Source organism: Thermogemmatispora sp., from assembly GCF_042408735.1.
Taxonomy (GTDB): domain Bacteria; phylum Chloroflexota; class Ktedonobacteria; order Ktedonobacterales; family Ktedonobacteraceae; genus Thermogemmatispora.
In genome coordinates this window covers 12,164-35,305 of record NZ_JBHOQV010000088.1, presented here as the reverse complement: position 1 = coordinate 35,305, position 23,142 = coordinate 12,164, and the positions used below count along the sequence as shown (strand labels likewise).

General features: G+C 63.6%; 18 protein-coding genes. 12 read left to right on the top strand and 6 right to left on the bottom strand.

All coding sequences use genetic code 11. The features are described from left to right. The first annotated feature begins 363 nt into the window (after nt 1-363). From ACFMO7_RS06965 to deoC, 5 genes are all read left to right on the top strand, one after another. Entirely contained in the window at nt 364-954 is a 591-nt protein-coding gene (locus ACFMO7_RS06965) for a hypothetical protein (protein ID WP_376794797.1), read from the top strand. A 252-nt stretch (nt 955-1,206) separates the two neighbouring features. Next, nucleotides 1,207-2,067 (top strand): RNase H family protein, encoded by an 861-nt coding sequence (locus ACFMO7_RS06960; RefSeq protein WP_376794796.1) that lies wholly within the window; start codon nt 1,207-1,209, stop codon nt 2,065-2,067. Between the two features lie 119 nt (nt 2,068-2,186). After that, on the top strand, nt 2,187-2,894 hold the full coding sequence (locus tag ACFMO7_RS06955) for a DUF169 domain-containing protein (RefSeq protein ID WP_376794795.1): 708 nt from the start codon (nt 2,187-2,189) through the stop codon (nt 2,892-2,894). Between the two features lie 151 nt (nt 2,895-3,045). Next, nucleotides 3,046-4,761, top strand: coding sequence for a CocE/NonD family hydrolase (locus ACFMO7_RS06950; protein ID WP_376794794.1), 1,716 nt, complete (start codon nt 3,046-3,048; stop codon nt 4,759-4,761). A gap of 296 nt (nt 4,762-5,057) precedes the next feature. Continuing rightward, the gene (deoC, locus tag ACFMO7_RS06945) at nt 5,058-5,987 is read left to right on the top strand and encodes a deoxyribose-phosphate aldolase (RefSeq protein WP_376794799.1); all 930 of its coding nucleotides are present in this window, start codon (nt 5,058-5,060) and stop codon (nt 5,985-5,987) included. A gap of 34 nt (nt 5,988-6,021) precedes the next feature. Here deoC and ACFMO7_RS06940 read toward each other — a convergent pair whose 3' ends face one another. The 3 genes from ACFMO7_RS06940 to ACFMO7_RS06930 all read right to left on the bottom strand — a co-directional run bounded on the left by ACFMO7_RS06940 (nt 6,022) and on the right by ACFMO7_RS06930 (nt 8,606). Beyond that, complete coding sequence (locus ACFMO7_RS06940; RefSeq protein WP_376794793.1) at nt 6,022-6,627, bottom strand: class F sortase; 606 nt, start codon at nt 6,625-6,627, stop codon at nt 6,022-6,024. Nucleotides 6,628-6,731: 104 nt separating this feature from the next. Beyond that, nucleotides 6,732-7,592: a DUF4397 domain-containing protein gene (locus ACFMO7_RS06935; RefSeq protein WP_376794792.1), complete on the bottom strand. Its 861-nt coding sequence runs from the start codon at nt 7,590-7,592 to the stop codon at nt 6,732-6,734. Nucleotides 7,593-7,856: 264 nt separating this feature from the next. Next, nucleotides 7,857-8,606, bottom strand: a complete 750-nt coding sequence (locus tag ACFMO7_RS06930) for a pentapeptide repeat-containing protein (RefSeq protein WP_376794791.1) — start codon at nt 8,604-8,606, stop codon at nt 7,857-7,859. A 280-nt stretch (nt 8,607-8,886) separates the two neighbouring features. Here ACFMO7_RS06930 and ACFMO7_RS06925 point away from each other — a divergent pair, with 280 nt between their 5' ends. The 5 genes from ACFMO7_RS06925 to ACFMO7_RS06905 all read left to right on the top strand — a co-directional run bounded on the left by ACFMO7_RS06925 (nt 8,887) and on the right by ACFMO7_RS06905 (nt 17,146). Next, nucleotides 8,887-10,401 (top strand): serine/threonine protein kinase, encoded by a 1,515-nt coding sequence (locus ACFMO7_RS06925; protein WP_376794790.1) that lies wholly within the window; start codon nt 8,887-8,889, stop codon nt 10,399-10,401. A 1,706-nt stretch (nt 10,402-12,107) separates the two neighbouring features. Beyond that, complete coding sequence (locus ACFMO7_RS06920) at nt 12,108-14,573, top strand: aldehyde dehydrogenase family protein (RefSeq protein ID WP_376794798.1); 2,466 nt, start codon at nt 12,108-12,110, stop codon at nt 14,571-14,573. A gap of 101 nt (nt 14,574-14,674) precedes the next feature. Then, nucleotides 14,675-15,286 carry a TetR family transcriptional regulator gene (locus tag ACFMO7_RS06915; RefSeq protein WP_376794789.1) on the top strand — a complete coding sequence of 204 codons (612 nt, stop codon included), beginning with the start codon at nt 14,675-14,677 and terminating at the stop codon, nt 15,284-15,286. A gap of 67 nt (nt 15,287-15,353) precedes the next feature. Continuing rightward, on the top strand, nt 15,354-16,379 hold the full coding sequence (locus tag ACFMO7_RS06910; RefSeq protein ID WP_376794788.1) for an ATP-binding cassette domain-containing protein: 1,026 nt from the start codon (nt 15,354-15,356) through the stop codon (nt 16,377-16,379). Between the two features lie 5 nt (nt 16,380-16,384). Beyond that, on the top strand, nt 16,385-17,146 hold the full coding sequence (locus tag ACFMO7_RS06905; RefSeq protein WP_376794787.1) for an ABC transporter permease: 762 nt from the start codon (nt 16,385-16,387) through the stop codon (nt 17,144-17,146). Between the two features lie 22 nt (nt 17,147-17,168). Here ACFMO7_RS06905 and ACFMO7_RS06900 read toward each other — a convergent pair whose 3' ends face one another. The 3 genes from ACFMO7_RS06900 to ACFMO7_RS06890 all read right to left on the bottom strand — a co-directional run bounded on the left by ACFMO7_RS06900 (nt 17,169) and on the right by ACFMO7_RS06890 (nt 20,514). Next, entirely contained in the window at nt 17,169-17,855 is a 687-nt protein-coding gene (locus tag ACFMO7_RS06900; protein ID WP_376794786.1) for a hypothetical protein, read from the bottom strand. Between the two features lie 128 nt (nt 17,856-17,983). Then, nucleotides 17,984-19,501, bottom strand: a complete 1,518-nt coding sequence (locus tag ACFMO7_RS06895; protein WP_376794785.1) for a cache domain-containing protein — start codon at nt 19,499-19,501, stop codon at nt 17,984-17,986. Nucleotides 19,502-19,791: 290 nt separating this feature from the next. Beyond that, on the bottom strand, nt 19,792-20,514 hold the full coding sequence (locus ACFMO7_RS06890) for a DUF4388 domain-containing protein (RefSeq protein ID WP_376794784.1): 723 nt from the start codon (nt 20,512-20,514) through the stop codon (nt 19,792-19,794). A 454-nt stretch (nt 20,515-20,968) separates the two neighbouring features. Here ACFMO7_RS06890 and ACFMO7_RS06885 point away from each other — a divergent pair, with 454 nt between their 5' ends. Beyond that, complete coding sequence (locus ACFMO7_RS06885; protein ID WP_376794783.1) at nt 20,969-21,754, top strand: RNA polymerase sigma factor; 786 nt, start codon at nt 20,969-20,971, stop codon at nt 21,752-21,754. 412 nt (nt 21,755-22,166) lie between these two features. After that, nucleotides 22,167-23,105 carry an anti-sigma factor family protein gene (locus tag ACFMO7_RS06880; RefSeq protein WP_376794782.1) on the top strand — a complete coding sequence of 313 codons (939 nt, stop codon included), beginning with the start codon at nt 22,167-22,169 and terminating at the stop codon, nt 23,103-23,105. Nucleotides 23,106-23,142 lie beyond the last annotated feature (37 nt).

Genomic DNA, 23,142 nt, shown 5'->3' with positions numbered 1-23,142 from the left:
GTGCTGGAGGCCTTCACCCAGCGCGCCGGGGCTCTGCCACGGGTGGTGAAGCTGGCAGTCCAGGAGATGCCTGGCTCGGCCAAGCCCCAGGAGCAGCTAGAGGAAGCTGGCATCGACGCCCATCATATTGCTCAGGCAGTTAAGGCCCTGATCCATCGTTAAGTGCCCTTTTCCGTCCCGTCGCTCAGCTGCAGCTCGCTCGGCTGGTGAACTGCGCCGCTCGTCGGCCCGGTAGACGCCAGTCGGAGCAACCGGGCCAGATGAGCAAGACGAGGCTGGCCCGGTCCTGACCAGCCCCGAGCGAGCTTGCCTGATGGATCGATAGATAGGCTATACGGCGAGAAGGCGAAGGAGGAGGCGCCGGTGAGAGAGGAAGTCACTGGCCCGCAGGGATCCGTTCCCCAGGTGCCGGAGGAGCTACTGCGACCTCCGCGCGCGGTGCTGCTGGCGTTGCTCTTCGATTGGGGCCTGCTGGTGCAGCTGCTGACGCTGCCTCTGCTGGCGCACTGGCTGGGACTCTCTCCTTCGCTCTCTCTCCCCTGGCTCTCGCCCGGCCTCAACGCAGCTCTCTCCTTGCTCTCAGCGCTCCCTTTTGCCCTCCTGCTGCTGCTTTGTAGCGAGGGACTGCGTCGCGGCCTCCCTTGGGCGCGCTCTGTGCAGGTAGCGCTCAATACGCTCCTGGCTCTGGCTGGACTGGCAGGCGTCTATACCCTCTGGCTCGATGTGCATCAAGGAAACTACTGGCCTCTGGTGACGCTGGTGACGCTGGGTGGACTGTCGCCTCTGGTCGCCTGGGACCTGCTCCGGCCAGCGGCGCGCCGCTGGTTCGATCCTCCCCCGGAGCTGGCCCGGCGCTTGAGGAGACGCCGGGCAGGCCGGCCGCTGCCCTGGTTATGGCTTGGCGCCTCCTTGCTGCTGGGACTGCTGGAGGCGCTGGCTGCCCTCCATCGCTGACCAAGCTGAGAGCGACTGAACCCGGCTACCGACCCTGGCGTGGCGGACCGAATCCCTTTTTGATCCCGCGAGCGGCGAGCGCCTCTATCTGAGCGGCCTGGTTGTTCGGATTGCCGATGGCTTGCTTGACGACGGACCGCCAGGGGCCGTATCATGGGTCCATAGAACAACAGCAGCCGTGGCTGCTTCTCTCCGCGCTGGCGTTGGAGGCACGTGGACACGGCATGATTATCTGCTTGCATGGTGTAGTGAGTGAGTCAGGAGACAGAATCGCTGGAGTGGCGTTCGGTCAAAGAGGCGTTGGCAGGCTTTTCAGCTGAGGCGGTGCGCTCGGCTCTCAGACGGAAGGCGGCGGTGGTCGCCTATACCGACGGGGCGTGCATCAAGAACCCGGGCGGCCCCGCTGGCTGGAGCGCTATCCTGGTGCCGGTTGATCGGCTCGATCTGCCGCTGACCGAGATCCCTGCCGAGCGGATCGAGGCCCACGGGCATATTCCCCCCGCGGCAACGACGACCAATAATCGGGCAGAGATTGCCGCCTTGCTGGCGGCTTTGAGCCTGGCCCCACCGGATCGCCCTCTCAAGATCTGGAGCGACAGCCAGTATACGGTCAAGATCGCCACGGGAGACTACCGGGCACGGCTGAATCCCGACCTTTGGCAGTTATTCCGCTGGCTGGTCAACCATCGCACCGCGCCTTTGTCCTTTGGTTGGGTCCGCGGTCATGCTGGCCAGGTTCTCAATGAACGGGCCGATGAGCTGGCTGGCCTGGGGGCCTGGCAGGACGATCGAGCCGCTTACGAGCAGTGGCTGCGCTCACAGCAGCCAGAAGCGCGCTCCGGCCCGCGGACCGGAGCCGAGGCGGAGCCTGCTAGCCGAAGGCGAGGCCCGACGGAGGCAGCGCCATCCTCACTGGCGGAGCTGACCCTCATGCGTGAGCAGGTTCAGGAGCTGCTCACGCTGCTAGAGAGCGGACGCATCGCCCTCAAGGACAACGAGCGCCAGTTTCTCTACAATATGGCCCAGCGCCTGCGCTATCCGGACTTCGTTCCGACCGCGGGACAGCGGAACTGGCTTAAGGGCCTCTCCGCCCGTGCTCGCCGTTCCACCTGACTGACTGGAAGGAAGGGGCGAAGTCGCTCGCTCGCTCGCTGAGCCAGCGAACGAGCGAGCGAGGCGTTTCTACTTCTGATCTCTGTTTCTTTCTCTGCTTCTGGGAAGGATGGTTTTGTGTGATTGAGCGGGATTTAGTAGAGCGCTTTACCACCTTGCTCGGGCTGGTCCGACCCCCGGTAGGGCTGGCCTTTGTCGAAGAGGTACCCCCAGGGATCGAGCACACGAGAGCGGGTGTGCCTTCGGCCTGTACCTTCTGGCGCCTGGCCGAGCAGGGCGTCTTTTATGCGACCGCTGGCGACCATCAGCGCTGTCCTATCGGTATGGTCACGATGGGCTTCCTCTCGCCCACTGCTCTTGACGAGCAAGCCCGGTCGCTGGTGCAGACCATGGCCAGCGTCGGCTACTTCTCACCCGAAGAGCTGCGTGGCCTACCCGTCGTCGAGAAGAAGCATACGGCCATTATCTATGGACGTCTCGACCGTTTTCCCGTGGAGCCAGATGTCGTGCTGGCTCTGCTGGATGGGCAGCAGGCGATGCTGGTCGCTGAGGCGCAGGGAGCCGTCAACTGGCTGGAGGGGGGCCAGCTCGCCTTTGGGCGCCCGACCTGCGGAGTCATTCCGCGCACGCTGCGCACAGCCCAGCCCTCTCTCAGCTTCGGCTGTGTAGGTGCCCGCACCTACGTCGGCATGGAGCCATCGCAGATGGTCTTAGCTCTGCCAGGGGCGCGCTTCGCTGAGTTGGTAGGGCGTCTGGAGAAAAGCGTCGCCGCCAACGAGGCCCTGGCCCCCTTCCACGCTCAGCAGAAGGCCAGCTTCCCGGCCTGAACGGTGGCGAGCGCAGGGTGGTTGCTGACCATTGCCAGACAGAGGCGCCTGGCGTATGAGTAGGCTCATCTCGCAAGCCGGCTCGTGCGCCAGGCGCCTGTGACCAGAGCCTAGATAGCAAGGCATACCAGGCGAGAAAGGACATGCAGCGATGCCTCTCTCGGTCTCGAATCAAGCGCGCCTGCTCCTCAATCGGCGCGTGCCAATGCGCGACGGTGTCACCTTATCCGCCGATGTCTATCTGCCGGCCCGAGGGGCAGGGCCGTGGCCGGCCATTCTCCTGCGTACACCTTACCTGAAGGCCCAGCTACCGATAGCTCAGCGGGCCTTGGCCTTCGTGCGCTACGGCTATGTCTTCGTGGCCATGGATGTGCGGGGGCGGGGCGACTCCGACGGAGAGTTCGTTCCCTATCTCCACGAGGGACCTGATGGCTACGATGCCATCGAGTGGTGCGCCGCTCAGGACTGGTGCGACGGCCATGTCGGAACGCTGGGTGCCTCCTATGCGGGCCGCATTCAATGGCTGGCCGCCCTGCAGCAGCCGCCCCATCTCAAAGCGATGGTTGTTCTCGTCACCCCCTCTGATCCCTTCGTCGAAGTGCCAACGGGTCTGCCCAGTCCCATGCATCTCTGCTGGGAGCACTATGTCAGTGGGCGCGTCAATCAGCCAATGGAGCTGATCGACTGGGAGCGGATCTACTGGCATCTTCCCCTGCTGACTATGGATGAGCAAGCTGGACGTTACAATCCCCACTGGCGTGAGCAGATCGCTCACTCCTCCCTCGATGAATACTGGCTGCCCCTCTGTTATCAGCGTCGCTTTGATGAGCTGGCGGTGCCAGTCCTGCATATCTCTGGCTGGTACGACGATGAGCAGGTCGGCACGCCCCTTAACTATCTTGGCATGACCACGCGCGCCGCCACGCCCGAGGCCCGGGCCAATCAGCGCCTGCTTATGGGTCCCTGGGGCCACCAGGTGAACACTAGCCGCAAGCTAGGAGAGATCGACTTCGGCCCCCAGGCTCTCATCGATCTGGAGGCCGAAGAGCGGAGCTGGTTCGATCGCTTCCTCAAAGGGAGGTCGCAGGAAGCAGGTCCTGCGCCTGTGCGGCTCTTCATTATGGGCGCCAATTACTGGCGCGACGAACAGGAGTGGCCCCTGGCGCGCACGCGCTGGACTCACTTCTATCTGCACAGCGGCGGGGCCGCCAATAGCCGCTTTGGCGACGGGCGTCTCTCTCTCGAGCCACCGGCGGAGGATGAGCCGTACGACAGCTATCGCTACGATCCAGCGCGACCTGTTCCTTTCATCAGCGAGCCAACCTCGGCACAGATCGGGGGACCTGACGACTACGCCGCCATCCAGCGCCGCGATGATGTCCTGGTCTACGTCAGCGACCCGCTGCAGCAAGATCTGGAGGTCACTGGACCCGTGCGCCTCGAACTCTATGCCTCCTCGTCGGCTCCCGACACCGACTTCATGGCCATGCTCATCGATGTCTGGCCCGATGGCTTCCGGCGGCGCCTCTGCGATGGCATGGTGCGCGCGCGCTTCCGTGAAGGAATGGAGCACCCCACTCTGATCGAGCCGGGCCGCATCTATCGCTACGAGATCGATTGCTGGAATACGGCCCAGCTCTTCAAAGCTGGCCATCGTATTTGCCTGCAGCTTAGCTCTAGCGCCTTTCCAAAGTATGACCGCAACCTGAACACCGGCGCAGCCCTGGGCCTCACCAGCGAGATGGCCGTGGCTGAGCAGCGCATCTACCACGATCGCCTCCATCCCTCGGCCCTGGTGCTGCCAGTCATTCCTCCGCCTGCCTCGTCCCAGCCATTGTCCCAGGCGAGCAAGGGAGCGGCACCTTGACAAAGCCTGCCGCGTGCAAGATGATAGAGGGCAAAGGAAGCGAAGGGAGCTGAAGCGCAGCGGGCCTTCGACCAACGCCGGGCGACCGCCGGCGCTAGCGTTGATCGGGCTAACTCGTCCTGGTCAGCGCTAGCCAGTCCCTATCTGGCGCTCGCCATCTTATGGGGGGAAGAGCTGTGACTACCATTAAAAGAGAAACCGGGGCGCAAGAGCAAGGCGTGAGTGCGCGGCCAGCGCACCAGCCGGAGGCTGCTCAGGAGCAGCAGCGCCCGCTCCGGGAGGAACGCAATCCTGGCCTGCCGCTCGATCTGGGCTGGCTGCGCGAAGTGCATGTCAATCGCAGCGCCGTCGAACGCCGGGCGGCCACCCTCCCGACGCGCCGCACCGTCAAGCGCGAGTGGCAGGCGGCCTGGCTCTTGCGGGCCATCACCTGTCTGGACCTGACCACCCTGGCCGGCGACGATACCCCTGGAAACGTGCGCCGGCTCTGTGCCAAGGCGCGCCGTCCCGTGCGCCGTGAGCTTCTGGAGAAGCTGGGTGTTCCTGAGGAGCGCATCCAGGTCGCCGCGGTCTGTGTCTACCACAACCTGGTGCCCGTGGCTGTCGCGTCCCTGCGCGGCACTCAGATCCCCGTGGCCGCCGTCTCCACAGGCTTTCCCGCCGGCCAGATCGCTCTGGAGCAAAAGCTGGCCGAAATTGCGGCTTCCGTACAGGCTGGCGCCCGTGAGATCGACGTAGTCATCTCGCGTGCCCATGTTCTGACCGGCAACTGGCAGGCCCTCTACGACGAAGTGCGAGCCTTTCGGGCGGCCTGCGGTGAGGCGCACCTCAAGACCATCCTGGCCACGCACGAGCTGGCCACCCTGCGCAACGTAGGCATGGCGAGCCTGGTCTGCATGATGGCCGGGGCCGACTTCATCAAGACCTCCACCGGCAAAGAGGCCGTCAATGCCACCCTGCCAGCGGGCCTGGTAATGGCGCGCGCCATTCGCGACTACTACGAGCGCACCGGTTATCGCGTTGGCCTCAAGCCTGCTGGAGGCATCCGCAGCGCCAAAACGGCCCTCGACTGGCTGATCCTCATGAAGGAAGAGCTGGGTGACGAGTGGCTCAGCAACCGCCTCTTCCGCATTGGAGCCAGCGGCTTACTCTCCGATATTGAGCGTCAGCTCTCGTACTTCGTCACCGGTCACTACGCCGCGGCCCACTACAACCCCCTGGTCTAATGCCGGCCAGGCCCGGAGGCAGCTCCTCGCCCTTTCAGGTGACCAGAGTGGTGTAGACCACGAGGCGGAGCTGCGTCTGATGCTCGCTGGGGATCCAGTCGCCGGCGCAGGTAATCAGGTTGAGGTAGTGGCCGCTGGTATCGGCAAAAATCTGCTGCAGCGGGGCCTGGGCCGGCGGATAGTAGGCCAGGGAACGCACGCGAAAGGACCTCCATTGTCCCTGCGAGTCGAGGACCTGGACAACGGCCCCCGGCTGTAGCTCGCGCAGGCGCCAGAAGACAGCCGGCGCCCCTCCAGGGCGATCGAGATGCCCATCGATGACGGCGCTACCCCGCTCGCCAGGACGAGGGCCAAGCCGGTACCAGCCCACATCGCTCCAGGGCTGGCGGGTCGGTACCTCCAATTCGCCGTTAGCAGCAACACCCACGGCTTCAACGGTGGCGTCCACCCCAATCGCCGGAATGCGCAAGCGTAGGGGCACCCCCACTGAATGTGGGGAGCGGTCGGGCAAACTGGCCTCTCCCAGCAGCAACGGATGGCCGTCGCGAAGCTGAGAAGTGGGGGGCGCCCCGGTCAGGCCGCAGCCGCAGAGCGACAGCAAGAGAACCAGCACCGGGCAGACCCCCAACAGTGCCTTCAACTTTCGCCTTCGCATCCGCCAGTCTGGCAGATCCCTCTTCGGTGGCCAGTGCCGGACCCTGTTCCTCGCCGTAGCTCCCGTCACCTCCCTCTCTCTACTGATGCCTAGCGGCGGCTACGCAGGAGGAAGGCCGCAGAGCTGCCGATCACAAGCAGCAGCAGGGTCAGGCCAAGCGGCAGCGCTAAGGGAACTCCCACTGATGAAGCAGGAGAGGCAGCGGAGGGGCCGGGGTCGCTGCCCGTATCTGGCAGGCCCGGTGTTCCCGCGACCTGACGCGCCACTAGCTCCAGCTTTGGCATCCCCAGCGCTAGCCCAATACTGAAGATACTCGTAATCTGATTGGCGGCTACCTCCAGCGTCGTCTGCTGGGAAACGTGCTGCTCTGCCAGATCGACATCGAAGGTGTAGCGTCCCGGGGTCAGCAGGGTGTAGTCGCTGGCCTGCAGATAGCCCAGGTTCTTAATCAGAGGGGTCCCATTGGCGCTCAGCGTGGCCGGCCCCCCCTCCGGCGAGAGATGGTAGAAGCGCAGCTTGGCCTTGCCGGCCACGAGGCTATTATCCTCCTTGAAGACCACCAGAGAGAGGCCGGTCGCCTGAACGCCGATGGCCGCCACCGTATAGGCAAAACCTGGTTCTACCGAGAGGGTCTGCGTAATCACTGCCGCATTCGGCCCTTTGCCGATCAGGGCCACCTGCACCTTATGAGGCCCCGGCGGGATGGCCAGATAGTCGGTGACCGTGCCGAACTGGAAGTTGCTCAGAGCGCGCTGACCATCGAGAAAAACGTCGGCGACCCCGATATCGGGCGAGGCGTGCATAATGCGTACAAAGGCCGAAGGGGCGGCGGCAGCCTTGTGTGCCGAGCCGGGACCTGGCGCCCAGGCAACAAAGGAAATAAGACAGATGGCGGCGAGCAGCCACAGGAGACCACCTGTCCGACGATGATGATGCGCGCTGTTGCTCATAGGCTCTCCTCCTGAGATCAACTTGTCCCTGCCTAACGTTTGGCCGGAGACGGATGCGCTTTCTGGTGGTAGAACGAACAGAGATGGTTACGGGTAAAGGGCAATTTGGAGACGAACTGGCCATCCATCACCCTGGTCTGGGCCTTCCAGGCGGCAGGCCGGTCTGCTCGACTTGAGGAAGCGAGGCCGAACGACGGCCAACCAGACCCATTCCACTGCCCTGGCCCCTGTCCGGCTCCTGCGGTCCTATCCATAGGACTTTCGTTATATGAGCCGTCGCCATCTCCGGCTCCCTTGAGTAAGCAGCCGGTATTCGGGACGCGCTCGCAGCAAGCGTGCCCGTTCCTTGAAACGGGCGGCCTGAGCCGATAGGCCCTGCTCTTTGAGGGCCTGGCCCAGCTCCTCGTAGGCCAGGATCGCGCTCTCATATTGCCAGCGATGCTCGTAGTCCTCCAGGCGCTGGGGCAGGACCAGGTTCGGCCTGTTTCTGAAAGCAGGAGCACAAGAGAGAAGCTCTTCGTCGCCCAGCATCTCTACTGATTCCCAGTCGATAGCCGTCAGCTTGACCTGCGACCAGGCCAGACCAAAGACCCGCGCGCTGCCATGTCCCACCTCCTGCAAAAGAGCGCCTTCCAGTCTGGTCTCGGCATTGAGCCAGGCGCCGCGCAGATCGGCGCCCCCCAGGCGGGTTGCGCGCAGGTCCGCGCCGCGCAGATCTGCCGCCAGACATGACCGGCAGAGGTTGGCTCCCTCAAGGATGGCCCCGCGCAGATCAGCCAGCCCAAGATCGGCTCCCTGCAGATTGGCTCCCCTCAGATTCGCCTCGCGCAGGTTGACGGCCCACAAATTGATCTCGGCAAGGTCAGCCTCGCGCAGATCGGCAGCGCTGAGGTCCGGCCCTGGACCGTAGATCGAAGTTGGCCTGGCAAAGATCCCTGACTGTGCTTGTTGTCGCCAGGTGTTCCAGGCTTGCACGCCCCGCTTTAAGACGGCCAGATCCTCTGGCTTACTCATTTGCATGACCTCCATTCCATGCATTCACGAAAGCACAAGTGAGTGGTTGAACATTGACGCCGGGCGGGTGGGGCAAAAGAGCTTGCTCGCCGCCGGGGAGCTGCCGGGATCGCTCCCGTTGCCAGTTGCTCTTCCTGATCGCACCCAGCCGCTTCACTTTCCAGGATAGCATGTGAACGCTGATCAGAGAGAGAGTTGCATAACTCTTGTTTATCTATCGATCAACTCGTATAATGGAGAAAATATTGTCCACAAGCCTGTCGATAAGCTGGGGGCAGCGATGCAGAGGACACAGGCCAGGCTGAGAACGGGATCCATTGTGAAAGATCCCTCTCAGACCCGCTACCGTGTCGAAGCCTGTCTGGGCACTGGGGGGTTCGGTTCGGTCTACCTGGTAACGGAACTGCGCGGCTCGGGCAGGCTCTTTGCTCTCAAAGAGGTCGTCACCGCCACCGAGCGCGAGCGGCGTAGCCTGGCGCTGGAGGCCAGCCTGCTGATGCGCCTGCAGCATCCGGCCTTGCCGCGCGTCTATCGCTTTTTCGACGACGTGCGCAACCAGCGCAGCTATTTAGTGATGGATTACATTCGTGGCGCCAACCTGGAGGAGCTACGCCGCCTCATTCCTGGACGGCGCATTCCGCTCGTGCACCTGCTGACGACTCTGGAGCCCGTTATCGATGCTCTTGACTACTTACATAGCCAGCAGCCGCCCGTCATCCATCGAGATATCAAGCCCTCGAATATCATCGTCCCTGCCGCTGGGCGTGGCGCCGTCCTGGTCGATTTCGGCCTGGCCAAGCTCTATATCCCCGATGGCATGACAACGACGATCCGTCAGGGCACGCCCGGCTACGCGGCGCCGGAGCAGTATGGAGGGCACGGACGGACCGACGTGCGCACCGACGTTTATGGGCTGGGGGCGACCCTCTACACGCTGCTGACGGGTCGGTTCCCCTGCGATGCTTTTGAGCGCGTGCTGCTGCTGCAAAACGGAGCGGAGCAGGACCCGCTCAGGCCGGCCCATGAGCTGCTGCCCGAGCTGCCACGCGCTGTGAGCGAGGACCTCCAGCGCGCCCTGGCCCTCAACAGCCAGGAGCGCTTTGCCGGCGTGCGCGAGTTCTGGCGCGCGCTGGTCAGCCATGCGCGCAGCGACCTCGAGGCGGTCACCATCCGCGAGGAGGCGGCGCCCTCGCTGGCGGCAATGGCTGCCTCGACCGAGTTGTTCTCGGATCGCAAGCTTCAGGAGAGTCAGCGCCGGCAGCGATACCGTCGCCGGCGCCTCGTGCTGAGCGCCCTGGCTCTGGCCCTGCTGCTGGCCCTCATAGCGGGCACGCTGGCCATCGGCCTGAGTGGCCCCTGGCGCTCGCTGCTGGCCCGGCCCGCCACCTCAACCACTCCCACGCCCTCAGCCGGAGCCACCGCTCAGGTGCCGCTGGCTGGCGAGGCTTACCCCTACCCAGCCCTTTTCACCGACTATGTGGGAACCGCCCAGGACCTGCTGACCAATACGCGTACTCCCCTGGTGCTCTCCCACGTGCAGCAGCATCAGGGACGCTTCTCCGGCTTCTTCAGTGGCCTGGGGCAGAGCGGTCCTTTCACCGGCACCCTCGATCAGCATGGCGCAATCCATTTTAGTGTACCTATCTACGGAGGGAAGGCGACGCTGGTCTTCGAGGGCATGATTAAGGTGGGTAGCCAGATGGCCGGGAGCTTCGAGGTCCATGATGAAAATCAGCATTTTACCGGCGAAAGCGGTCTATGGACCCTCTCGCCCGGTCTGCCCACTAACCAGTAAGGTTGACTCTCGCCTGCTTCCCTCCTCGTTTCGGACCCCACGCCGCGCCATGCCGCTTGCACCATCGGCAGCTCGGCTGGTCGGCTCATGTGTCTCTTGTCTTGTGGTCTTGAAAGAGGCACAGGAGAGAAGGCAGGTCGCTGGGGAGATAGCTAGAGAGTGGGGAATGATCTGCTTTGTCGCTCCGGGCTGCTGCTCTGGCCTGGGTCAGCAACTTTGCTCATCGGCTACAGATTGGCCGGCGTGGGACTGGTGCAGCCTTACTGCCGGAGAGGGTTGACAGCAGAGAGTATCTTCGTGGAAAACTATAGCCGCCTGTGGTATAACCTTCAGGGTGATGCGGATGAAACTGACCGATGAGCAAGTCCGAGGTTAACCAGCCCAGGTCCAGAGACGGATGGCCTTGTGGGACTCCCTTCTCCCGGTCATGACACCCTGGGGTGTGCGAGCCAGCTTCAGGCCCTGTCGCGGGCGGTAAAACAGGCATACGGAGTCGAAGCCGGTGCCGTTCGCAGAACAAGCTGGGATCACATGGGCGAGGCCCACCTGACCGTATGGAGCGCAAGCCCGGCGAGGGTCGCGTTGGGATCGGGAAGCCGGACGAAACACGCCCGTTCGAACCAGGGCTACCCGAAGAGACACTGGATCGACGCGGCTGGTGCCAAGAATCGGGAGAGGGTGTGCGACGTGACCCGGGGCATGTGGATAGTGCGGATCGAGGCGAAGGGGCAGGGAACGCGGCGCCGGTGCGGGACGGACAGGGACGGGTTTCCCATTCGCCACACGCCTGCCGCAGCGTCCTACCTGGGGGAGCGAACGGAGGACCTTGGGCGGGGGGATAGCCCACGAAGGAGGGATGCGGGCACACAGGTTGGGCACCCTGCTATCCGGCCCCGGCCCGGTTCCCGGCTCAACAGGTTCAGCGTGCATCCGAAACACCTGAAGCTTTTGAGGCGGAATGATGGGAATGCGTACCACATGGGATGACCCTGGCGTCTCCTCCCCATGGCTACTGCCGCGGACCCCCGACACCGGGGAGGAAGCGCCGGAGCCGCTCTCTGCGGCAGCACGGCCGCAGGCGGAAGGAATCCGACAGGCGGAAAAGGTCTGCTCGGCTCCGCTTTGCATCCGCGCCCGGCTGCGCCGCCGCATCCGCAGGATTCGGCTGAAATCCCTTCACAAATTGTCAACCACCTTGCGAAGGCCAGGCAGGCGGTTGAACAGTGGGATCCGTCGGAATGCGCATCTGGGGCAGCCCATCGCCGAGGCCGCTGGAGAGAATTCCCTCGGGATTTTGGAGTATTGGACCCAATGGTACGGCTGCAGGCTTCTCGTAGCGGACCGCTCCTTCCCGAGCAACAGGGCCTGTTCCGCCTGCGGCCACGTAGTCAGCAAGATGCCGCTGCACGTTCGGAAGTGGACTGGTCCGGCGGTCCCGGCTTGTGGCAGGGAGCGCGAGTAGGCTGGCAGGGCTGTGAGGAACCTGCCAGGGCTTGCTCCTCTCTAGCGCTCCTCTGGCGGAAAGTGATGCCTGTGGGGGCAGGGAGTTGTGGGCCGAAGGGTCGCTGCCCGTCGCGGGAGCAGGACCCTTTCTGGTGAGACATTCCCCTATCTATGAAAGGAGCAGGGGAGCGAGGTACAATAAGCCCTGGCCGAGGGTCTCTCTTCGGCTCGCAGGCGAAACCTTGAGGGGGCGTATCGTGACTATGAGTGTCCTGGAACTGTTCGAGTCAATGGACTATGGGCCGGCGCCGGAGGCGGCAGAGCCAGCCCTGCAATGGCTGGCCCAGCGTCAGCCCTTTGATCTCTTCATCAACAATCGCCGCGTCAAACCAACCAGCGGCCAGTATCTGGAGACCATCAATCCGGCCACGGGCAAGGTCCTGGCGCAGGTAGCCGCTGGCAACGCCGCCGATGTCGAGGCCGCCGTAGCCGCGGCGCGGCGCGCTTTCCCAGGCTGGAGTAAGACCCCTGGACATGTGCGGGCGCGCTATCTCTACGCCATTGCGCGCCATGTGCAGAAGCATGCGCGTCTGCTGGCCGTGTTGGAGACCCTGAACAACGGGAAGCCCATTCGCGAAACGCGCGACATCGATATTCCGTTGGTGGCGCGCCATTTCTACTACCATGCCGGCTGGGCCCAGCTTATGGAGAGCGAGCTGGCGGGCTACGAGCCGCTGGGCGTAGTAGGCCAGATTATCCCCTGGAACTTTCCCCTGCTCATGCTGGCCTGGAAAGTAGCGCCCGCCCTGGCCATGGGGAACACCGTTGTGCTCAAGCCGGCGCGCTACACCCCTCTCACGGCCTTGAAATTCGCTGAGATTGTCGAAGAGATCGGCCTGCCGCCGGGCGTCGTCAACATCGTGACCGGCGAGGCCGGGCAGGTTGGTGAGGCCCTGGTGCGTCATCCCGACGTCAACAAGATCGCCTTCACCGGCTCCACTGAGGTGGGCCGCGCCATTCGGCGCGCCACCGCTGGCTCCGGCAAGCGTCTCTCGCTCGAACTGGGCGGCAAATCGCCCTTCATCGTTTTCGACGATGCCGATCTAGACAGCGTGGTCGAAGGAGTAGTCGACGCTATCTGGTTCAACCAGGGGCAGGTCTGCTGCGCTGGCTCGCGTCTCCTGGTGCAAGAGAACATCGCCGAACGTCTCATCGCCAAAGTACGGGTCCGCATGGAGAAGCTGCGCGTCGGCGACCCGCTGGACAAGGCCATCGACATAGGGGCCATTGTCTCGGAGGCCCAGCTACGCGAGATCAATCGCCTGGTGGAGCGTGGTCTTGAAGAAGGAGCCCAGCTCTGGCAGCCGTCGACGGCCTGCCCACGCGAAGGCTATTTCTTCCCGCCGACCCTCTTCACCAACGTGGCCCCCGCCATGACCATCGCCCAGGTTGAAATCTTTGGCCCAGTTCTCGTCACCATGACCTTCCGCACGCCCGAGGAGGCCGTGGCCCTGGCCAACAACACCCGCTATGGGCTGGCGGCCAGCGTCTGGAGCGAGAATATCAATCTGGCTCTCGATGTTGCCGCCCGTCTGAAGGCCGGCACGGTCTGGATCAACGCGACCAACCTTTTCGATGCCTCCTGTGGCTTCGGCGGCTATCGCGAAAGCGGCTTTGGGCGCGAGGGAGGCAGGGAGGGACTCTACGAGTACCTGCGCCCGCGCTGGGAAGGAAGCGGGGCGCGAGCCGGACGACGCCGCGGCCTGGCGGAGGCGCCAGCCGAAAGCAAAGCCCATACTGGCAACGGCCACGAAGGCAATGGCAGCAATGGAGTGGCCCTGGCCGGCAGCGAGGTCTTCGCCGATCTGGCGGGACGCATTCCCCCTATCGATCGAACCCCCAAGCTCTTTATCGGCGGCAAGCAGGTCCGTCCCGACAGCGGCTACAGTCTGCCGGTGCGCGATCCCCAGGGCATGATCATCGGTCAGGTAGGTGCCGGCAACCGCAAGGATATTCGCAACGCCGTCGAGGCCGCCCACGCTGCCCGCGCCTGGAGCGGGGCATCAGCTCACCAGCGCGCTCAGGTCCTCTTCTACATTGCCGAGAACCTGGCCGCTCGCGAGCAGGAGTTCGCCCTGCGTCTAGTCCAACAGACGGGCCGGGCCTACGCCGAGGCAGCGGCAGAGGTACAGGCGGCCATCGCGCGCCTCTTCAGCTACGCTGCCTGGTGCGATAAGTTTGAGGGAACCATTCATCGCCCTCCCCTGCGGGGCATGGTACTGGCCGTGCGCGAGCCAGTCGGCGTGATCGGCATCGCCTGCCCCGACGAGTTCCCTCTCCTGGGCTTTCTCTCGCTGGTGGCCCCAGCTCTGGCTATGGGCAACACCCTGGTCGTCATTCCCTCGCCTCAGGCTCCCCTGAGCGCCACCGACTGCTACCAGGTCTTTGAAACGTCCGATGTGCCCGCCGGCGCGGTCAATATCGTCACCGGCGAGCGCGAGCCTTTGGTGCAGGTGCTGGCCGAGCATGAGGACGTCGAGGCGGTCTGGTACTTCGGCAGCGCCGAGGGCAGCGGACGCGTCGAGCTGGCGGCCGCCAGTAACATGAAGCGCACCTGGGTCAACTACGGTCGCCCCCGCGACTGGCTTGATCCGCTTCAGGGAGAAGGCGAAGAGTTCCTGCGCGAGGCCACCCAGGTCAAGAATATCTGGGTCCCCTACGGCGAATAGCTGTCACCGGCTCTCCGGCCTCGCCCTCCCTCCCTGCCAGCCAGCTTCTTGACAAAATAAACATACATGTGGTATGTATATTTGTGAGGAAGGCATCGACGATGAGAAGAACGCGAGAGGCGGCGGCCCAGACTCGCGAGCAGCTGCTGCAGGCAGCTCTGAGCTGCTTTCTTGAGCAGGGTTATGCGGCCACCACGCTTGAAGAGATCGCGCGTCGCGCTGGAATCACGCGCGGAGCCATTCAATGGCATTTTGGCAGTAAGGCTGATCTCTTCAATGCCCTGGTGCGCGAACAGTACCAGCGTGCCGCTCGCAAGCTGTCGCCGCTCTATGAGGGCGGGAGCAGCCCCCTGGAGATGCTCCGTCAGCTACTGCTGGCCTGGCTGAGCTATCCTGAAGAGGACGCCGACTTTCGGGCTATGCTGGAGCTAACGGTCCTGCATACTGGCATGCTGCCCGAGCTGCAGAGCGGCGTTGACGAGAAGATGCTGGCCATTCAAGCTGGCATCGCCCACTTTGCCGAACTCCTCCGTCGCGCCCGTGAGGCCGGTGAGATCCGCGCCGAGATCGTTCCCGAACAGGCGGCCACCGCCGCCTACGGCTTGCTGATCGGCCTGAGCACTCTCTGGCTGCTCGCTCACCGATCCTTTTCTCTGCGCGCCCATGCTGCCGAGGCCGTCGAGATCTTTATCCGTGGCCTGCGTCCTTCCTAGGCTGGTTTTTTTGCCCTCTATACATACATTCAGAATGTATATAAATCGGGAGAGGAGGCATCTTGTTATGGTCCTGATCGCAGTGAACGATCTCTGGAAGAGCTATCGCTGGCGAGGTCGCAGTGTCGAGGCCCTGCGCGGTCTCTCACTGAGCGTAGCTGCCGGAGAATGCTTTGGTCTTCTGGGGCCGAATGGGGCTGGCAAGACCACCCTGTTGCGTATCCTGGCCACGCTCCTGCTGCCGGAGCGTGGCAGTGTGACCATCGCTGGGGTCGATCTGCGCCGTGCCCCGGAGCGTATCCGCCGTACTCTAGGCTATGTCGGTCAGCGCGGAAATACAGATATCCAGGCAACCGTACGAGAGGACCTCATGCTGCAGGCCCATCTCTATGGCCTGAGAGGAAAGGAGGCGGAGCGGCGTATTGTCGGGCTATTAGAGCAACTGGAACTGGCGGATCTCGCTTCCAGACCTGTCGGCACCCTGTCGGGAGGCCAGCGCCGGCGTCTGGATCTGGCTCTGGGCCTCGTGCATACTCCCCCCTTGCTCTTGCTAGACGAGCCGACTCTTGGCCTTGATCCGGCCAATCGGCGGCAGCTCTGGAACCACTTGCTCGCTCTGCGCGCCCAGGGAACCACCATTTTGCTGACCACCCACTATCTTGACGAGGCTGATCAGCTCTGCACGCGCCTGGCCATCATTGATCAGGGGCGCATCCTTGCCAGCGGCTCCCCTGCTCAGCTCAAACGGGAGAGCGCTCACGAGACCCTCATCCTCACCCTTGCCCCCTCCGTAGAGGCCGGCGCCAGAGAGCGGGCAGCAGCCCTCTTGCGCTCTTGCCCGTGCGTGCACGCCATCCACCTGGGGGCGGGAGAAGAAGGAGAGCTAAGCCTCTCTGTGGAGCAGGAAGAAGGCGCTCTGCCTGGCATTCTCCGTCTGCTTGAGGAGGCCGGTTTCAGCGTTGAGCGCCTGGTCCTGCAACGGCCCTCCCTGGATGAGGTCTTTCTGCGCTACAGCGGTCGCTCCCTGAGAGAAGCCGCTGCCTCCGAAGCTTTCATTGATCCTCCGACGCAGCCTGTCTGGAAAGGAAAGTGAGTGCTATGCTACCGTTGACCTCTCTCGGCTATCTCTGGTTGCGCCATGCGCGGCAGACCTGGCGCAATCCTATCTGGGTCATCTTTGGCCTTTTTCAGCCACTTTGTTATCTACTCCTCTTTGCGCCCTTGCTGCAGAGCCTCAGCGCTCTGCCGGCTTTTCCGGCGGGGGGAGCCATGACCGTCTATCTTCCTGGCCTGCTGGTCATGACGGCCATCTATGGGGCGGGCTACGTCGGCTTTGGGCTAGTTGCCGAGCTGCAGAGCGGCTTTGTCGAGCGTCTCCTTGTCGCACCGGTGCCGCGTCTGGCTCTTCCTCTGAGCCATATCCTGCTAGATATCCTGATCCTGCTCGTTCAGGAGCTGTTGATCTGTCTGATTGCCCTCCCACTGGGGCTGCGGGCCTCGCTGGCGGGTTTACTGTTGGCCTTGCTGCTTCTTGCCCTGCTCGGTTTGGCCCTTGCCGCCTGTTCCTATGCCCTGGCCTTTCTCCTGCGCGATGCCGAAGCTCTCTCATCGCTGCTCAACACGCTCAGTGTTCCGCTGGTTCTCCTCTCAGGCATCATGCTTCCCCTGACGCTGGCCCCGTCTCCTCTGCGCAGCGTGGCTGCCTTCAATCCGCTGGCCTATGTGGTTGAAGGAGCGCGAGCCCTTTTCCTGGGCAGGTTCGGAGCCACAGTGGTCTGGCAAAGCTTTCTTCTGACTGGTCTACTGGCGCTGGTGGCCCTCTTCGGCTGTCTCCGCTCCCTCAAGCGAGCCGGCAATTGATCTGGGCCGGACCGGAGCCTGCTCAGCCTGCGGTGGCCTCTGTCTGATCGTCTGGCAGAGCTGGAACGCGCCAGGCGAAGACCTGGTCGCCGCAGGAGATAGCCAGCGCCTCTGCTGAAGGGCAGGTCGCATAGAAGCCGCGCTGGCCACGATCCAAAAACTGCAGGGCCGCCTTGAGTTCCAGGGGCGAGGCGAGCACCGCTTCAGGACCCAGGGCGAAGCGAGTGAACTCCAGACAAGGCCGCGCCACGCGCAGCCGGGTCAGTGCTACTCGCCGATCGCGGGAGCTTCCCACGATCAGCAGGCCATTTGCCAGCAGCTCCAGGCTGACAGGCTGCTCGGTGGCAATCAGAATATTCTCGCCCGCGCATCCATCCCTCAGATGATCCCCGAAGCGGGCGCGCATAGCCCGATAGTGGGCCGTGAAGCCAAGCGAAATCCCGTTCTTACCGCCGCGATTGCGTGAGCGTGGATGCGCGCGATGGTGGACATCGAGCAAGCGGCGACCATCTGGAAGCAGCGCAAAAGCGCCGTCCACGGAGAGCCAGAGCTGAGCCACGGGATGCAGAGGAGCGGGATCGTAGCGCGGCTCCTCCTCCTCGCTCTCAGCGACCTTGAGCGGGGCCGTCTGCACCTGGAGGCCCACAATAGGACCCAGCGGCAGCAGCTCGTCCTCCCTCTCCAGGGAGTCAGCGGACATGACGGACATAGCTTCCTCCTGCAAACGAACCATCGTTCCCTCAAAAAACCAGCCAGCAGGACGATGCAAAGGTTGGGACAGAGCACCGTCCTGCTGGCTCTCCCGGCGAGCCGGCTCAGGGCGAGGCAAAGCCGAAGTCAGCGACCGACCACGCGTCGGAGCTGGCGCACCACCTGCTCCAACTGCTCGGCGGCGCTGGTAGCTGAAGTCGCGCCCGCCGCGAGCTGTTCGCTCACCTGAGTTGTCACCTTGATGGCCGTCGCCAGCTTCTGGTTACTGGTCTCCTGGTACTGGATGGCCTGCTCGATATAGCGCGCCGTATTGGCCATTTCCTGCAAGGCCCGCTGAGCGGTGCGCCCATCGAGCTGGGGCCAGCGCTGCAACAACTCCGTGACCATCGACGTCAACTGGCGGGCAGCCACATTGCTGGCGTCGGTATAGTACTGGACCGACTGCAGGCCCACCTGAGCCGAATCGATCACCCACTGCTGTTCACTGGACGAACTCTGTTGCTTGGCGGCCAGCGTCTGCAGCGACTCGCTGCTGCGGCGCAGATGGTCCACCGAACGCAGGATCGGCTGCGTGATGCGCTGGCCGAGCCAGAGACCGACAAAGGCCGCCAGCAGGAGCATGGCCGCCGCGATCACAATCGTGCTTACCATCTGATTATTGACCACCGCCGTCACGGTGCTGACCGGACTGAGCACATAGTAGGTCCAGGGAACGACCGTCATCTTGTGGCGCAGAATCTCGTACGGCTCATTCTCGCTGGCAGGAGTGGCCTCGAAGGATGAAGAGGTCTGGCTACTACGCAGCGAGTCGGCCAGCGTGCTATCGGCCAGCAGCGGCAGGCTGCCCTGGTTACTCTGCAGGCCGTAGAGGCCCTCGGTCTTGATCTCCTGCATTTCCTGGGCCGAGAGAGGGGCTACGCCCTTGAAGCGGCGCGTGGGATCGGGGTCAGCGATACGTACCCCGCGCTCATCGAGCAAGAAGGCGTAGCTGCCCGGTCCATTGGCGCCCGTCTCGCTGTTCACCGTGTTCCAGATAAAGTCGATATTCAGGGAAGCGCGCAGAAAACCGATGACGTGTTTCTGATAGGTGATGGGAGCGTAAATATCGACCGAGGCCTTATCGTGGGCGCTATCGTAGTAGACGCCAGAGATGAAGAGCTGGTTGGCGTTGACGCGCTGCAGGTAGGGGAGGGGCACGAGAGACTGGCCCCGGTTCTGGGGGCGAACATTGGTCGGCCAGTACTGCACCAGGTGTCCTTGAGCATCAAAGAGGCACCACAGTGTATAGCGGTTATCGCGGTTGATGCCCGCCTGGAGGGCGTAGAGCGAGTGGACGCTGAAGTTGGGGTCCTGGCGTTCGGCAGGGGGGGCGAGCAGGAACTGGATCACCGAGGGCACCTGGACGAGGGTCTCGGCGTCCAGCAGACGTTCATTCAGGTAGTTACTGATCAACTGCACGCGCTCGCTGGAATCGGTATCCAGCGAGGTGCGTGCCTGGGCGGTCAGCGCTGGGCGAGAGACGAACTGGCTGACGACGATCGTGATCAGCAGCGGGACGATGGCAACAAGAACCAGCAGCAAAGAGACACGCGCGGTCAGGGAGAGGCCCCGCCGGCGAGATGATGATAGCGCTTGATCACGCATGGGAGAAAACCCGTCCTTTGGTATCCAGGGGGCGAGCAGCGACGCCCCGATCTACTGGCACTGGCATATGATGCTGGCAGCGTGCTACAGACTGAAGCGGCCTGGCCAGCCGCGGCCTCGACCTCCGGGCGGGGCCAGGCTTGGTTACACAAGGCCTCTCGACGGCCAGGCCTGGCCGGCCAGCCTGGCGGAGCTGGCCTGGGTTGGCGGCGTCCGAGGGCTGTGGCTATCGTTCACCTATTGCATCTTGAAAGGCTTAATTTATTATTAAGTATTCATCCTTAGATGAATTACGAAGAAGAGACCACGAGGCCGGCGCGTTCCAGATCGATGAGCAGGCGGAGCACCTCCTCCTCGCTGCGGCCCATCAGGCGGGCCAGCTCGGCGGGGGTGCGGCTGCCATCGATCAGCAGGTAGAGCCGGCGATGGACGCGAGAGAAGCCGAGCAGCTCCAGGCGCTGCAGGGCGTCGTCGTAGAGCGACACGCGGCTCGGGGCGCGGGAGAACGTGCCGCTGCCCGGCAGGGGCACCCGCCTGTCCGGGCCAGGATCGGTCTGTCGTGGGGACAGGGGGGGTGTTACCCGCTGCCCTGTACCTGGACCTGCGCCTGTGCCGGGCGCTGAGAAAGACAGCGAGCCGAGCGGGCCCGAGGGAGGGGAAGCGGGCATTCGGCGCAGGCGTGGGTCGGTTCCCTGGCGCTGCGGCAGGGCCGGCAGTGAGCCGGGGGTCGCGTGCCCATCGAGCAGAGGCGGAGGTGGAGAAGAGGGAGGGGTGAAAGGCACAAAAGCAAAGCGGCAAGGACCCCAGAGCTTCAATCGCCTGAGGGCATCTGCGCCGCTATGTGGCCCGAGCCGTGCCTGCACAGGCTGTCCATTCACAAAAGTGATGGCACCCTCTTCCAAAGCTGACCCCTCCCCACGCTCAACTGTCAGCAGGCCCGTCTTGCGTCCTAGCTGAACGACCTCGATCACGTCGGCGAGCCGATTAGTGACTGTCTGTCGTTGCTGTGGCATGGGTGCCTCGCTCTGCCCAAAAATGTCCGCTCTCCGCTCCCCATTGAGCCGAATATCGGCAGCAACCGTTAGTCAATGATAGCATAGACAGGGTAAATGTACCATACCCAGCGTATCTTCTGGGATATCTTTCTTAGCACGTCAGGGGCTGTTTCTGTTCCAGGTGCCTGCTGTGATAAAATCTGCATGGTTGGTATTTCGGGGAAGTCCTGGTTAGTGGTCGGTGTCGGCCTGGAGCAGGCCGGACCCGGCTGGGAGTTGGGGGTCAGGCGCGAGGGTGGCCGACTGGCAAAGACTGGCGAGCAAGAGCGCACACCTCGGGCTTGCCAGCCGCTGTAGCTGATGCTATACTGCAAGAGCGTTTGCATGCCGCCGGTCTGGCCTCTCGGCTGGCTGGCCGGCTGGAGCTGGCGAGCGCTCACTACGGCCTGCACCCAGGGAGGAGCGTCTGCTTATGGAGTCGCGCGGCTCTTCTTCTCACGGTGAGACTGGGCCGCAGCCAGGCGTTGCGGGCGGCGCCGCGGCCCGATCCGATACAGATTATCGCTCGCTGCCTTTATCGCAATGGCCGGTTCCCGCCCTGGCGCGGGCCTGTGCCGAGGAGACGAGCCGCTTTCTAAAGCAGAATCGCGCGGACGAGCGCTATTGTCTGGAGCTGTTCCGCCGGGCCTTGCAGCTGCGCGATGAAGAGGCCTGGGCTTGTCTCTATCAGCAGTATGCCCCCCTCGTCTTGAGCTGGGTCCATCAGCATCCGGCGGCCTCCCCTTTGCTGGAGCGCGACGGGGGGCAGGCGGTGGTGAACCTGATCTTCGCCAAGTTCGCCCAGGCCCTGACGCCGAGCCGCGCTCAGCAGTTCGATTCGTTGGCCGCGCTCTTGAAGTATCTCAAGATGTGCGTGCATAGCGTGGTGACCGATGAGGGGCGTACACAGCAGCTCCAGCAGCTTGAGCAGGCCCTGGAGGCTCTGGAGCATGAGCCGGCGGTGGCCGATCCCGCCGAGCAAGTGGTGGCCCAGCTCTCGGCTCAGGATCTCTGGCAGGTGATCCTGGAAGAGCTGCATAGCGAGGAGGAGCGCATGCTGATCTATCTGGCCTATGTCCAGGGGCTGAAGCCCTCTGAAATCTGCCTGCGCTTTCAGCACCTCTTTCCATCGGTGAACGATGTCTATCGCCTGAAGCGCAATATGCTGGATCGTCTCCGGCGCAATCGTCGTCTGCTGGCTTTGGTGAAGGGCCGCTGACCCGCTCCGTCGGTCGCCGTCTCGACTTGCCAGCGGCTACCGAAGGCGTTAAAATCGCAGGCAAGGCCGTTTATTGGGGGTGAGGGCAGAGAAAGGAGACGTCCAGGCGGGCAGACGGACAGATGGACAGAAAGCCAGGTGTACGGACAGGCGCCAGACTGAGGGACTGGTCTTCCTTTCCCTCTGTTCGTACTGATCGGCTACTGTTGCTGCTCGCGTCGTGCCAGGCCGGGCAGGTGGCGAGGTGCGAGGTGGAACGGTTTGTGTGGGCTGGCTTCGGGGAATCTGGGCCTGGGGCCTGCGCGGCTCTATCGGGCGTATCTGGTCAGGCGATCAGGGTGGTCCAGGTATGGCGCAAGGGAAGGATACCGCGGCCAGCCAGTCTTATCCAGTTCAGTCAGAGGAAACGCTCATGGAATGTCGTCAACGGGGTGCTATCAGCGACGAAGAGATGCTCGCCTATCTGGCCGGCGAGGAGGTGCGGCCTGCTGTGCTGGAGCACCTGGCTACTTGCCCCGCCTGCGCGACCCAGGTGGAGAGCTATCGCCGTCTTGAGTTAACCTTGCTCCAGTCGCTCTATCGCTGGGACTGTCCTCCGGCCCAGGTGCTCGGCGAGTACTATCTCGGCCTGCTCAATAAGGAGGTCGCTGTGGCGGTGCGTTTCCATCTGGCCACTTGCCAGCATTGTACTGCGGAGCTGGCCGTCCTCTCCCACTTTCTTTCGGGGGAGACGCGCCTGGCGGAGGCCTCCCCGCTCTCCGATCTGGACCTCGCCGAGCTGGAGCTGGCCGCCTCTCTGGCCCTCGAACAGGAGGAGGAGGAGAGGTCGGTTGAGGATGAGAGGGGCGAGGCGCTGCCCTGGCCCTCCTCGTGGCCGCTGGATGATGGCCCTCCCCAGGTGCGCCCGCTGGCCTCGGCCCGCGCGGGCCGCCCGTCCTTGGGCGAGCAGATGGCCGCCGGCGCGCGGCGCATCGTGGCTACCCTGCTGGCTCCTCAACCGCGTCTGGCCTATCAGCGTGATCTGGCTCAGGCAGAACAGGCCGGGCCTCGCTGGCCTCGGCGCTATAGCGCTGAGGATTTCAGTATCTCTCTCCATGTGGAGCAAGGTTCTTCCCTGCAGGATGGCCTGGAGCTGATCGGCTTTGTGACGCGCAAGGGGACCGCCCTGGAGGCCCTTCAGGGGACGCCGGTCCTTCTGACAGCCTCCTCGGGAACGGTGCGTTCGGGCAGGATCGATGAGCTGGGCAATTTCCTCTTCTCCTCCCTGGCCCCAGAAACGTATACCCTCGAATTGCAGTTCCCTGAAGGGACTGTGGTGATTGAGTCGCTGCAGCTCGCGCTCTCAGAGTAGCTCGCCCTTGCCCGCTCGCTGGCTAAGCCGCTCCGTC

What these genes read in the sequence shown, in the direction of transcription:
- ACFMO7_RS06950 (WP_376794794.1), top strand. Translation starts at nt 3,046, where the DNA reads ATGCCTCTCTCGGTCTCGAATCAAGCGCGCCTGCTCCTCAATCGGCGC.
- ACFMO7_RS06935 (WP_376794792.1), bottom strand. Translation starts at nt 7,592, where the DNA reads ATGAGCAACAGCGCGCATCATCATCGTCGGACAGGTGGTCTCCTGTGG.
- ACFMO7_RS06930 (WP_376794791.1), bottom strand. Translation starts at nt 8,606, where the DNA reads ATGAGTAAGCCAGAGGATCTGGCCGTCTTAAAGCGGGGCGTGCAAGCC.
- ACFMO7_RS06925 (WP_376794790.1), top strand. Translation starts at nt 8,887, where the DNA reads ATGCAGAGGACACAGGCCAGGCTGAGAACGGGATCCATTGTGAAAGAT.
- ACFMO7_RS06920 (WP_376794798.1), top strand. Translation starts at nt 12,108, where the DNA reads ATGAGTGTCCTGGAACTGTTCGAGTCAATGGACTATGGGCCGGCGCCG.
- ACFMO7_RS06915 (WP_376794789.1), top strand. Translation starts at nt 14,675, where the DNA reads ATGAGAAGAACGCGAGAGGCGGCGGCCCAGACTCGCGAGCAGCTGCTG.
- ACFMO7_RS06910 (WP_376794788.1), top strand. Translation starts at nt 15,354, where the DNA reads ATGGTCCTGATCGCAGTGAACGATCTCTGGAAGAGCTATCGCTGGCGA.
- ACFMO7_RS06905 (WP_376794787.1), top strand. Translation starts at nt 16,385, where the DNA reads ATGCTACCGTTGACCTCTCTCGGCTATCTCTGGTTGCGCCATGCGCGG.
- ACFMO7_RS06900 (WP_376794786.1), bottom strand. Translation starts at nt 17,855, where the DNA reads ATGTCCGTCATGTCCGCTGACTCCCTGGAGAGGGAGGACGAGCTGCTG.
- ACFMO7_RS06895 (WP_376794785.1), bottom strand. Translation starts at nt 19,501, where the DNA reads ATGCGTGATCAAGCGCTATCATCATCTCGCCGGCGGGGCCTCTCCCTG.
- ACFMO7_RS06890 (WP_376794784.1), bottom strand. Translation starts at nt 20,514, where the DNA reads ATGCCACAGCAACGACAGACAGTCACTAATCGGCTCGCCGACGTGATC.
- ACFMO7_RS06885 (WP_376794783.1), top strand. Translation starts at nt 20,969, where the DNA reads ATGGAGTCGCGCGGCTCTTCTTCTCACGGTGAGACTGGGCCGCAGCCA.
- ACFMO7_RS06880 (WP_376794782.1), top strand. Translation starts at nt 22,167, where the DNA reads ATGGAATGTCGTCAACGGGGTGCTATCAGCGACGAAGAGATGCTCGCC.